Below are 11,632 nucleotides of genomic sequence, written 5' to 3'. Positions count from 1 at the left end.
TGAGGCATGGGTCCGCATTGGAAGAGCGCCGCCGATGAATAGTCGGCGATTTGATCTGGCTAGATGCGCCCGATTTCCCGCAAGTGTTGTTTGAGCATGGCGGCATTGACCTGACCCAGGGCGCGGTGGCCTTCGGGCGAAGGGTGATAGCCATCAGAGCCGACATAGAGGTCGGCGTTACCCCAGCCGGTTGGCGCGGCTGTGCTGCCATTGCCGGTCAGATAGCAGGGCGCCACCTCGCGAACCGGCTCGCCAGCGGTGTGAGCGTACTGGAACTCCCCATCGAAGGCATAGACGAAACGCCCGCCAGAGATCGCACTGGCAGTAATTACGGCACGTTCTCTTGTCCCGCCGGTTCCGATTTCCACCGTGGCTCCAACGCGAAGATTTGTGTTGGGCGTCGTGCTCGACGTGTTGACGCGAAAGCCGCATTGACCGGCAATTATGTCCGGAGTGCCGCCGTTACCCGGTCGGCCAGCCGATACGGAATCCATCAGGCTTGCACCCTGCCCGATCTGGGCTGCGCTGACCCCGTACGGCAATTCCAGTGTGCTGAGCCACGCGGCACCGTATCGCTGGAAGGCTGACTTTGACGCGTTGTAAATGTCGAGCTTGTCCGCCCCCCAGAATTCAGCACCATACGGGGTATTCATACCGCCAGCGATGACGCAACCCGGCAACGCAGATCGAATTTGCGCAAGAGTATCGCACACAGCTTCGTAGACTGTGCCGGGTTCCTCAGACAGATCGTTGACGCTGCCGTGGAGGAAGACGACATCGGGTTCATATGCGATGACATCCGCCGCAACCCGGTCGCGCCAGTTCAGGGCGAGGCCGCCTGCATCTTTGGCGTATCCGGTTGCGCCGATCCCGGATGTCCAGACGTCATCCCAGCCAAGAGACTGTGCAAACCAGTTGGTCCAGCCATCTGCATCCGCGACTGTGAAACTGTCGCCGACGCAGATCACTCGCGGCCCACGAATGGGCGCGGCGTAAATGGTATCTGCAGCGCCGGTACGGACACCGGCAAATGCCGATTTATAGGTGATCAGGTCGAGCCTTCTTAGCTTGCGGGGCCCGAGATTGATCAGGCTGTAGGTCTGGCCTGATGTAACCTCGGGCGTGAGCGACAGGTATTCACCGTCGATCTTCAGCAGATAGCCGCGTTCGTTATTCTGGAAATGAAGCTCGAGCCGGTTACCTTCGTGAAGGAAGGAGAACTGCTGGCCGGAAGGCACCCTCTCACCCCCAACGCTTGAGGTAACGACAGGGGCTGGCCGAAACCCCAGAGTTGGCCCGTCAGTGTCGCCAATTCCCCGGCAAAAGGTAAAGTGGCCGCCAACAGCGTGAGACGCGAGTTGATAGGAATTGGACCCGCTGCCAGCATTCCATACCTTTGGCAGGGACGGCGAAGTTGCCACCGTAATCTGCGGAGGAGAAGCCATGATGCGCGGCGCATCCTGATCCGAATTGACCGTCCAACGCGCAGGTGCGCTGGCAGCACGCGGCATATGCAGCGCGCGCATCAGTCAAGCACCCAGGCATTGAAACTGGCGGTTGTGCCGGCTTCCGCAATACTGCGCACGGCAAGCGGCAGCATCGTGACGCCGGCAGAGAAGCTCAGTGGCAACTGCGAGCCGTCGACAAGTTCGAGCACGACTTTTCCATCGATACTGCAGTCGATGAGCACCACGCTGCCAGGCGCCACATTGGTGCCGGGGATGAGAGCACGAACCGCAGCCAGCGGCTTCTCTGCGCAAGGTAATGGGTTCGCATTCGAAATGGGCACTGCGGCAGAGCCGCTTTCGCCGGTGGCGATCGCTGTCAGCGGAACAAACTTGGCAGGATGTCGGATATAGGGAGTTGATTCGGGCATGAAGTTTACTTTCGCCCGCGAGTTAACCTTTTTGGTTATTTGTAGGAAAGATATTTTCCGTTTCGGCTTATCTCTTGGCGTGACTCAATATTTCAACGAGCTCCTCAGCTGTCCGCGCGATATTAAACTGTGTCTGAAAAAGCCGCTTTCCGCGTTCACCCATTGCTTCGCGCGCTACAGCATCCAGTCGGAAAAATCTGGTCATTGCCTCGACCACAGAATCGCGCGTATCGCGGCAAATAATTCCGGCCTGCGCGCGTTGGACGTCTCCGGAAATATTGACCTGGTCGGAAATTATAACGGGGCGGCCGCAGGCCAGTGCCTCAGCCACAACGACACCGAAATTTTCCTGATGTGATGGCAGGATCATCGCGTCACACCCGTACAAGGCGCCCCACTTTTCGTCACCTTCCAACATCCCCGGCCAATGTATCCTTTCCGCGCATCCGGATTTTGCGGCAAGCTCTCTGAGGGTGGCTGTGAATGAAGCATCACCCGGCCCTGCAATAACCAAATGGGCGTCACTGCCTTCCCAGAAATCGCCAAATGCGTTGACAAGGATGTCGCACCCTTTCTTCTCGTGAATGCGGCCCAAGAACAGCAGATACGGCGCACCTTGCAGCCCGGACACACGGCCTTGAAAGGCGTCCTTCATAGATGGGCTCTCGGCAGGCGGGGCCGCCGTGCCGTATCCGACGACTTGCTCGGTAATGCCCCACGGTCGCCACAAGGCCTTGGCTAGATCGCGTTCTCGCTCGGTTGTGAATGCTGCCGCAGCAGCCCCCCGCATCAATGGGCCTTCGTTGAACCGCCACAAGACAGACTTTGCCAAATGCTTGAGCGGATAGCGGGAGCGAAACCACGGATCGAGCATGCCATGGCTGAACACGATGTAAGGCGTACGCGAACGCTGTAACCCAAGGCGCGCGACTCTGGTCGAGAAATTCCACAAACCATCAACGATCACACCGTCATATTCATCGGCATGCTCGCGAAGCCAGTCGACGGCCGCGGGTGAATAGCGGGACCAGTTCAGTGCTCTGCTCGCTATTCCTGCGCCGACTGATTTCTTGCGGCCAATTGCATGAACGACGCTGGGCGCATCACGAACAGCCGCATCATAGGAATGATCGAGCGTCAGTAATTCCTGCTCATGGCCCATTTCCCGAAACGCATCGCCAAGACGAAAAACGCCCTCCACAGGTCCGCCTTCGGTCCTGTCACAGCTGGCGATGACGTGCAGGATATTCATCGCGCCAGCATGGCACTTGGATCATTCCGGCCAGTTTGAACGGGTAGATATTGGGCAACCGTGTCCGGGCTGCGGATTACCCAGAACAATGCGACCAGCTGGAAGGCCACGATAAAGCGTTCCGTCGCCCCGAATGGGGAGAAAGGGATGGCCCATATAAGCCCCATGGCAAGATATACGACGAGAGGGAGCATCCTCTCTTTACGCCGCAATAGCCGGTACACTGCGACCGCCGGCAAACACAGCACATAGAGCCAGAAAATCGCGCCGATCACGCCGGCCTCCACCCATGCGCCTAGAATATAGCTGTGAGTGGGGATCAGTTCGCGGGTGAGAAAGTAATTGTCGTGGACGGGCATCCCCAGCCGCAGCCTTAGTGAACGATACAATTCCACATAGCGCCGGTCTTTGGCCCAGCTGCCGTGGCCAATTACCGGAGAATCGCTGATGGCTCGTGCGGAAATCAGGCTCTCGGAACGACCGCCCAGAAGAAGCGGCACATTGCCCGCAGTCTGAATGTCATACTTATATTTTGCGTCGTCACCCAGCGCTCCTGACCCGGCAAGCGAGCCGTAACCGGCACTGACCAGGCCTGCAACCACTGCACCGAAGATAAGGAGGAGGCCAAATAACGGTGCACGAATACTTCGCTGCAGCGCAGGCCAGCGTTCGACTGCGATCACCGCGCCGCAAATCCCGGCAGCGAGCACGATAGTGATGAAGGAAGATCGTGCATTCTGGAACATGACGACAAATGCGAGAAGACCGAGCAGGATCGGACTGGCGGTCCGCAGAGCGGGAAAGCGCGGCGCCAGCAGACAGATCACACCAATGAGGCTGAACGCGGCGGCACGGTCATAGCCGAACTTCCATTCATAGCCCGCAAACCGTTCAGGAATGCCGAAACCCCATGCGATGGCTGCACCGAAAGCGAACGCGATGAGGTATGCACGCCGCCGAGGCAGGAACAGCCACAGCGCAGCGATTTGTGTTCCGAAGAATATGATCTTGGCCCAGCCGCGCAGGAAATCCTCTGGCGGTGTCTGCCGGATCAGATCCGTGACGATCAGGCTCGCGAGCCACAAACCCATCAACGCAAACAGCAATTTGAGCTGGGATAGACGCTCGATAAAGTCGGGCGACTTGGCCATGAAAGCAAGAAGTGCCAGGCCCAGCAAATCGGTCAGATAAAGCTGACCGACCAGTTCGAACACGATCAGCTGACTGAGCGGATAGAGAAACGCGATTATCACCCACGGATCAAACCGGGTTTGCCCGACAGCCCGTATTGAGGGTGAAGGTGGATTGATGACGCTCAATTGCTCCCCCGTTCCGCGTGAGCTTTCTCAAGCTCTACCGCGAATTGATCCAGCAATACAGTTGGTGCCCATCTTTCTTGCGCGCGGCGCAGCGCAGCCCGTCCAAGACGCTCCAGTTCTTCCGGACTATCCACCAGCTGCTCGATAGCTGCGGCAAATGCGCCGCCGTTCCCCGGCGGAACCACTATCCCGCAGCCTACGATTTCTTCGGCAAGCGCAGTATCAGAGGCCGCAGTCCCGATAACCGGCCGTCCGGAAGCAAGCATATTGGTCAGCTTAGATGGCAAAACGAGGTCTGCTGCGCCGGCGATTTGGGTCAGAAGATGGATGTCCGCCATCGACAGGAGCGCGCCAAGTTCAGACCGCGGCACGAGATCATGAACATGCAAGTTCGGAAGCGTTCTGGCCGCTCGCTCCAAGTCAGGCCGGGCGCTCCCCGCACCGCAAATCACGAATTGTATGTCCTGCCGTCGCGCCAACGATTGCGCAGCTTCGGCAATCAATCCGCTCCCCTGTTTCAGCGAGAGATTGCCTGAATATAGCGCAATTCGGCCCTCCGGAATTCGCAGCCGTGCACGCAGTTCAGCGCCAGCCTTCTGGTCGATTTTCAGGCCGGGCTCAGACCAGTTTCGCAATTCGATCGTGGACGCTGGATCCGCACCTTTGTCGCACGCCTTGCGGGTCATGGCTGCCGAAATCGAACTGACGCGGTCAAAACGCGATACAACTGATCGTTCGAAGCTTTTCGCCAGTTTCGCGAGCGGGCCCTTGGAGAGCAGGCCGGTGGCGAGTGCTGCTTCCACCTCGAAATCCTGAATGTGCAGCCAGCTTACAGCATCAAACCGCTTTGCCGTCCGCAAGGCGATCGGTGCTGCAATAAGCGACGGCGCAATTGCCAGCACAAGATCGGCGGCGCTGACGATCCGGGCCTGCCGCCGCGCATTGCGGGCAAAACTGAGGTGGTGGGCGATGCGCATCGGCCCGGTCGGCTTTGCGGGGATGAAATGCGGCACGCGGCACACTCGCACGCCATTCTCCAGCCGCTCGGTAAATTCCTGCCTGTATCCATCGGCAAGCCGCCAGTCGGGATAATAGGGGTTGCCTGCGATGACCGAGACTTCATGCCCGCGGAAACGCAAATACTCCGCCAGATTGGAGGTGTATGGCCCGATGCCGATTTCTTCCGGGGAATAATTCAAACCGAAAATCAGAATGTTCACAAACCTGCACCCGATCTCCGGCCTTGGCTGGCATCATTATACGGCGCCGAACGAAAAGGCCATAAAGCGCGCCAATTCTGACGGTTTATGTCACCTGCAAAGATTAATTCATGACTGGTTCAATTTCAGGCTATAATAAGATGATATGAAGTCTGGTCTTCCATCAGTAATTGCACTTTCCATGCTGCTTGCCGGAACCCCGGCGGCGGCGGAGCTGCGCCCGGAGGCGGCAAGCTTTGCGATCGTGAGCAATGATGACGAAGTCGGCCTGGAGGAACCGGGCTGGTTCTGGATCGGTGCAGGTATCTTGCTGGGCCTCGGCTTTCTCGTCCTGTTGTCAGATAGCGAGCCCAACAGCCCCCGTTAAAATCCAACCGATCTAATACGCCCGATCATGCGACAGGACTGTCAAAGTCCTGATCATGATGGCCAGATCGTGTATCAGGCTCCATTCCGAGATATATTCGAGATCCGAGCGCAGCCTGGCCGACAGGTCATCTTCCTGTTCGGTGTTGCCGCGCAAACCGCGCACCTGGGCCAGTCCGGTCATGCCGGGTTTCAGCGCATGGCGATGCCAGTACCGGCCATCCACCTCCCAGAAAAGCTTGTCCCCTGCCTGAGAGCCGAGCGCATGAGGCCGCGGCCCGACTATCGACATTTCGCCGCGCAAGACATTGATCAGTTGCGGCAGCTCATCGATACTGGTTTTCCTCAGGAATGCGCCGATGCGGGTTACGCGGGCGTCCTCCCTGCTAGTGGATACGGCTCCTTCGCGGTCGCCGCCGGATTCTCGCATGGTCCGGAATTTGAGCACAGTGAACAGGCGGTTTCCGCGCCCCAGCCTGCGCTGCACGAACATCACCCGGCCCCCGTCGGATAGCTTGATCGCTGCTGCTGCAATAATCAGAACGGGCGAAAGTATGACGAGCGCGCTGCCGGCCGCAGCCAGATCGAACAGCCGCTTGGCAACCCGCGCGCGCAGGCCCAGCGGCCCGACAGAAACAATCAGGCCGGCACAGCCCTGTCCCTCGTAATGTTTGATACCCAATGCACCAAGGTGCTGTGCCGTGTCGCTGATCACTTCGCCGTGAACCCCGGACGCCTTCAGGATCAGCGCCCATTTTTCCCGCCTTTCCGCAGGGCAGGAAACAATCACTTCCTCCTGATTTTCCAGAACCCGTGCGAGATGGTCACGCATATGCGGATCGGACGGATCAGGCCTTATCCCGTATTCGCTCGCGTCCAGATGGGCCGCCCATTTCATTTCCAGCGCGGGTCCGCCGTCATGCAGAACGAGGATGTTGCGCGCGACAGGCCCCCATCGGCGCCGCAGAACTCTGGCTGAAACCGACCTGACAGCAACCATGAACAGGGTAGATAGCACCAGGCCCAAGGTGAAGGTCACGCGTGAAAACGATGTGTTGAATTTCGCGTAAAATGCCAGAAAGTTGAGCAGCGCCGCTGCGACCACTACCGCCATGCAAATCCGCAGTGCCGCATGCTGCGCATCGGTCAGCGACCTGATTGAATAGACCCGCTGATACAAGGCAATCGTGAGGAATAGCGGCAGGAACAACTGCGCCTCCATCAACGCCTGCGTATCGGGCAGGTCACCGCGATAGATCAGCCCCCCGATGGCGAACCCGGCAAGTATGGAGATTACGTCTGCAACGAGTAGCGCGATGTATGCCCTGAGCCGTTTACGCTCGAGTGAAGGCACCGCGACGGGTACGTGCCGCGCTTGCGCCTCCGATAGGAATGAGGGTGCATTCATGTGACCTCGCGAACCCGGACTGGCTGGATGATTGGAAATCACCGCGCACTAGCCGTTACGCAGAATCCCGTATCGCCTCGCGGGTGTCAAGCCGCGGTTCAGCGCTTGGGCGCGGCCGCACGGGCAATTTCGGTCAGCCCCTGCGCCAGCAGCAGCTCTGCCGACTGGCTGTTTGAAAGCAGCGCACGGTGCATTTCCACCAGCTTCCCGATCAGCCGGTCCAGCCGCTGTCCGCGCCACCGCCTTATCTGAACTGACAGATCTCGCTCGTCTTTCCAGAAAATCCGGCGCGCCCGCTTTTCGGCATCGATGGTCGCCGTGATATCGCCGCGCGGGCCGATTTTGGCCGACAGCTGGGCCAGCTGGGCAGCGCGCCTTTCCATCGCGAGCAGCAAGCCGACCGGGTTGATCGATAATTCCTTCATCCGCAGCAGTTCTGCCTGCAGCTTCCCTGTTTCGCCCGACAGCACTGCATTGACCAGCGGCATGAAACCGTCATCTTCGGTCTTGGCCCCGATCAGCTCAAGCGTGGCAACATCCACGCTGCGCGGGGACTGAGCGGATGCATCGAGATACAGCGACAGCTTTTCGACTTCGGATTGGGCGAGCCGTACATCCAGACTGGCTGCACGCGCGATCCGCTCTGCAATGTCACCATTGAGCTGCAAACCAGCAGCATCGGCCATCGTGCGAACGGAGGCTGAGACAGACTTCAGATCCGGCGGCCAGAACATGGCGACCAGCGCATCGTCGCGCTTTTCCAGCAACTTGGCCGTGCGCGATTTGTCGGTTGCCGAAGTGGCAACGATCAGCACCGGGCACGCCTCTCCTTCACCGAGCAACAAATTGCCGACCGAATCGAGAGCTTCATCACCGCTTGCCCGCACGATGATATGCCGCGAACTGCCGAATAGAGAGGAGGACCGAGCTTCGTCGCCGAGCAGAACAGGGTCTTTCTTGAGGTCGGAACCGGACATATCGACCCGCTCGCCGGGTTCATCGAGCAAGGAAACGATCTTGTTGCAGGCAGCAGAAGCGCCGGCCTCGTCCGGGCCGCAAAAGAAAAATACGTTGCAGGATTTGGCGACGCGCTGCGCAATCCCGCCAAAATTGCTTTGCGTCGCCTTCACGGCGTCTCGCGCAGGGTCAGCGAGACCTGCCGCACAATCTGGTCAGCGATTTCACGCGACAGGTTTTCAAGCGCGGTCTGTTCCGCCGCAATCGTCGCATATTCGCTCGACACAACGTCGATACCGGCGTCAGAACCGGCGGTCGCATCCAGCACGATGTCGCCGCTGGCAAGATCAACGAGCTGATAGCGCGCGCGCAAGATCCGCCGTTCGCGGCTGATCGTGTCGTCGCTCAGCACGCCGAGACCCTCCAGCGCATCATCGAGGCGCACAACCAGCCGGTATTGCGCCGCAGATTGGCCCGCAATCCCGATCCGGTCGCGCACGGCATTGCGCACCAGCCAGCCTGCCTGCCCTTCGATCGGCGCCACTTCGATGGCGCTCAATCCGCGCGCGACCGCACCGCTGCTGCCACCGGCATACATCGGCTGCAGACCGCAGGCAGAAAGCGCGAGAAGACCCGCGAGAAGGGCTACAGCGCGCTTCATGTGACGATATTCACCAACCTGTCGGGCACCACGATCACCTTGCGAACTTCTTCTCCATCGATTGAACGCTGGACCTTGTCGCTGGCAAGCGCAAGCGCTTCCAGTTCGTCTTTGGGCAGACCCTTGGCGACAGTCAGCGTGTCGCGCAGTTTGCCTTTGTGCTGGACTGCAATGGTGACTTCGTCGTCGACCAGCAGTGCCTCGTCCACTTCGGGCCATGCGGCTTCTGAAATCAGCCCGCCGGAGCCGAGCGACTGCCAGGCTTCTTCCGCCAGATGCGGCATCATGGGCGATGCCATCAGCAGGACCGAACGGATCGCGTCATTGCGGCTGGCGGATGGCTGCGCCTTTTCAATCGCGCCGGTCAGTTCATAGAGGCGCGCGACAGCCTTGTTGAAAGACAACGCCTCGATATCGCTGGCAACAGCGTCAACGGTCTGGTGCGACTTGCGCGCCAGTGCCTTGTCTTCGCCAGTGGCCCCTTCTTCATACTGGCCGAACAGACGCCACAGACGCTGGACGAAACGCCAGCAACCTTCGATGCCCGCTTCCGACCATGGCAGATCGCGTTCGGGCGGGCTGTCGGACAGCATGAACCAGCGCACCGCGTCGGCGCCGTACCTGGCGATGATTTCGTCCGGGTCGACAACGTTCTTTTTCGACTTGGACATCTTGATCACGCGGCCGATTTCGACAGGTTCGCCGCCGTCTTTCAGAACCGCGCTTTCGCCGCCCCGGTCAACCTCTGCCGGGCTGTAGAAAACCTCCCGCCCGCCTGTCTTACGGCTGTAAGTCTCGTGCGTAACCATGCCCTGCGTAAACAGCGAGGCGAACGGTTCCTTCACATCGATCAGGCCGATATGGGCAAGCGCGCGGGTCCAGAACCGGGCATAGAGCAGATGCAGGATCGCGTGCTCGATACCGCCGATATATTGTTCAACCGGCAGCCATTTGGCGATTTCGTCCCGGTCGAACGACTTGTCACCGGGCTGGCTGGCAAACCGCAGGAAATACCAGGAACTGTCGACAAATGTGTCGAGCGTGTCCGTCTCGCGCTCCGCCTCGCCGCCGCATTCGGGGCATTCGGTGTGTTTCCAGGTCGGGTGCCGCACCAGCGGGTTGCCCGGCGTCTTGAAATCGACATCTTCAGGCAGCGTGATCGGCAGGCTGTCCTTTGGCGCTGGCACAACGCCGCATTTGTCGCAGTGGATGAACGGGATCGGCGTGCCCCAGTACCGCTGGCGCGAAACGCCCCAGTCGCGCAGCCGCCACACGGTCTTGCCCGCGCCGCTGCCCTGCGCCTCGATCCGCGAAATGACTTCGCGCTTGGCCGTATCGACATCCATACCGTCGAGGAAGCCGGAGTTCACCAGCACACCTGCACCGGCTTCTGCTTCGCCCGCGAAAGGCTTGGCTGCATCGTCGGCACCTGCGGCAACGACGCGCGGAATCGGCAGGCCGTATTTGGTCGCAAATTCGAAATCGCGCTGGTCGTGGCCGGGGACCGCCATGATTGCGCCGGTGCCGTAATCCATCAGTACGAAATTGGCGATATAGACCGGCAGGTCGGCCCCGGTGAACGGATGTTTCGCGGTAATGCCGGTATCGTAACCCAGCTTTTCCGCGGTTTCGAGTTCCGCCGCCGTCGTGCCGCCGCGCTTGCACAGTTCGATGAATGCCTGCGCATCGTCATTGCCCGCAGCAGTGCCCTGAGCCACCGGGTGATCAGCCGCAACCGCAACGAAGCTCGCGCCGAAAATCGTATCGGGCCGGGTGGTATAAACCGGCAATTTCTCGCCATTCGACAGGTCGAAGCTGAATTCCAGCCCCTGCGACTTGCCGATCCAGTTTTCCTGCATCAGCCGCACCTTGTCGGGCCAGTTTTCAAGATCGCCCAAGCCGTCGAGCAGTTCCTCGGCGAAATCGGTTATCTTGAGGAACCACTGGTTGAGCTTGCGCTTCTCGACCTCTGCGCCGCTGCGCCAGCCTTTCCCGTCGATGACCTGTTCGTTGGCGAGCACGGTGTTGTCGACCGGATCCCAGTTGACGGTGCTTTCTTTGCGGTAAACCAGCCCGGCATTGAACAGATCGATAAACAGAGCCTGTTCGTGGCCGTAATATTCCGGATCACAGGTCGCGAATTCACGGTTCCAGTCGAGCGCAAATCCGATACGCTTCAGCTGCGCTTTCATGTTGGCGATATTGTCGCGCGTCCAGCCGCCAGGATGCACGCCCTTTTCCATCGCCGCGTTTTCGGCGGGCATCCCGAAAGCGTCCCAGCCCATCGGATGCAGCACCTCGCGCCCGCGCATCTTCTTGTAGCGCGCGAGCACGTCGCCCATCGTGTAATTGCGGACATGCCCGATATGGATACGGCCGCTGGGATAGGGAAACATCTCGAGCACGTAGCTTTTCGGCTTGGTGCTGTTGCTATCGGCTTCGAAGCAGCGGGCATCATCCCACGCGCGCTGCCAGCGTTCATCAGCCTGCCCCGGGTCAAAGCGGGCTTCGAAACGGCTATCGGTCATAAAATCTGGGTCCGTCTGGTCGGCCGTTCCCAGGCCACTGTTTGC

At 59.6% G+C, this 11,632-nt stretch carries 10 protein-coding genes; 1 reads left to right on the top strand and 9 read right to left on the bottom strand.

Translation table 11 applies throughout. From position 1 onward, the window contains the following. Positions 1 to 59: 59 nt before the first annotated feature. From PO778_RS12145 to PO778_RS12125, 5 genes are all read right to left on the bottom strand, one after another. On the bottom strand, positions 60 to 1,526 hold the full coding sequence (locus PO778_RS12145) for an SGNH/GDSL hydrolase family protein (RefSeq protein ID WP_271439823.1): 1,467 nt from the start codon (positions 1,524 to 1,526) through the stop codon (positions 60 to 62). Further along, the gene (locus tag PO778_RS12140; protein ID WP_271439822.1) at positions 1,526 to 1,876 is read right to left on the bottom strand and encodes a hypothetical protein; all 351 of its coding nucleotides are present in this window, start codon (positions 1,874 to 1,876) and stop codon (positions 1,526 to 1,528) included. The genes PO778_RS12145 and PO778_RS12140 overlap by 1 nt, the downstream gene beginning before the upstream one ends. A gap of 67 nt (positions 1,877 to 1,943) precedes the next feature. Continuing rightward, on the bottom strand, positions 1,944 to 3,128 hold the full coding sequence (locus PO778_RS12135) for a glycosyltransferase (RefSeq protein ID WP_271439821.1): 1,185 nt from the start codon (positions 3,126 to 3,128) through the stop codon (positions 1,944 to 1,946). Beyond that, on the bottom strand, positions 3,125 to 4,447 hold the full coding sequence (locus PO778_RS12130; protein WP_271439820.1) for an O-antigen ligase family protein: 1,323 nt from the start codon (positions 4,445 to 4,447) through the stop codon (positions 3,125 to 3,127). The genes PO778_RS12135 and PO778_RS12130 overlap by 4 nt, the downstream gene beginning before the upstream one ends. Further along, entirely contained in the window at positions 4,444 to 5,667 is a 1,224-nt protein-coding gene (locus PO778_RS12125) for a WcaI family glycosyltransferase (RefSeq protein WP_271439819.1), read from the bottom strand. The genes PO778_RS12130 and PO778_RS12125 overlap by 4 nt, the downstream gene beginning before the upstream one ends. Before the next feature lie 145 nt (positions 5,668 to 5,812). Here PO778_RS12125 and PO778_RS12120 point away from each other — a divergent pair, with 145 nt between their 5' ends. After that, positions 5,813 to 6,034 carry a hypothetical protein gene (locus tag PO778_RS12120; RefSeq protein ID WP_271439818.1) on the top strand — a complete coding sequence of 74 codons (222 nt, stop codon included), beginning with the start codon at positions 5,813 to 5,815 and terminating at the stop codon, positions 6,032 to 6,034. Between the two features lie 12 nt (positions 6,035 to 6,046). Here PO778_RS12120 and PO778_RS12115 read toward each other — a convergent pair whose 3' ends face one another. The 4 genes from PO778_RS12115 to leuS form a co-directional block, all read right to left on the bottom strand. Continuing rightward, positions 6,047 to 7,441 (bottom strand): exopolysaccharide biosynthesis polyprenyl glycosylphosphotransferase, encoded by a 1,395-nt coding sequence (locus tag PO778_RS12115; RefSeq protein ID WP_271439817.1) that lies wholly within the window; start codon positions 7,439 to 7,441, stop codon positions 6,047 to 6,049. A 98-nt stretch (positions 7,442 to 7,539) separates the two neighbouring features. Beyond that, positions 7,540 to 8,571 carry a DNA polymerase III subunit delta gene (holA, locus tag PO778_RS12110; RefSeq protein WP_271439816.1) on the bottom strand — a complete coding sequence of 344 codons (1,032 nt, stop codon included), beginning with the start codon at positions 8,569 to 8,571 and terminating at the stop codon, positions 7,540 to 7,542. Further along, positions 8,568 to 9,059: an LPS assembly lipoprotein LptE gene (lptE, locus tag PO778_RS12105; protein WP_271439815.1), complete on the bottom strand. Its 492-nt coding sequence runs from the start codon at positions 9,057 to 9,059 to the stop codon at positions 8,568 to 8,570. Before lptE ends, holA begins: the two co-directional genes overlap by 4 nt. Beyond that, positions 9,056 to 11,587, bottom strand: coding sequence for a leucine--tRNA ligase (gene leuS / locus PO778_RS12100; protein WP_271439814.1), 2,532 nt, complete (start codon positions 11,585 to 11,587; stop codon positions 9,056 to 9,058). The genes lptE and leuS overlap by 4 nt, the downstream gene beginning before the upstream one ends. Positions 11,588 to 11,632 lie beyond the last annotated feature (45 nt).

The sequence above is a fragment of the Pontixanthobacter luteolus genome (genome assembly GCF_947494915.1).
In the GTDB taxonomy this organism is placed as follows: domain Bacteria; phylum Pseudomonadota; class Alphaproteobacteria; order Sphingomonadales; family Sphingomonadaceae; genus Pontixanthobacter; species Pontixanthobacter luteolus.
The sequence above is the reverse complement of the archived record's forward strand: the minus strand, read 5'-3'. Positions and strand labels throughout refer to the sequence as shown.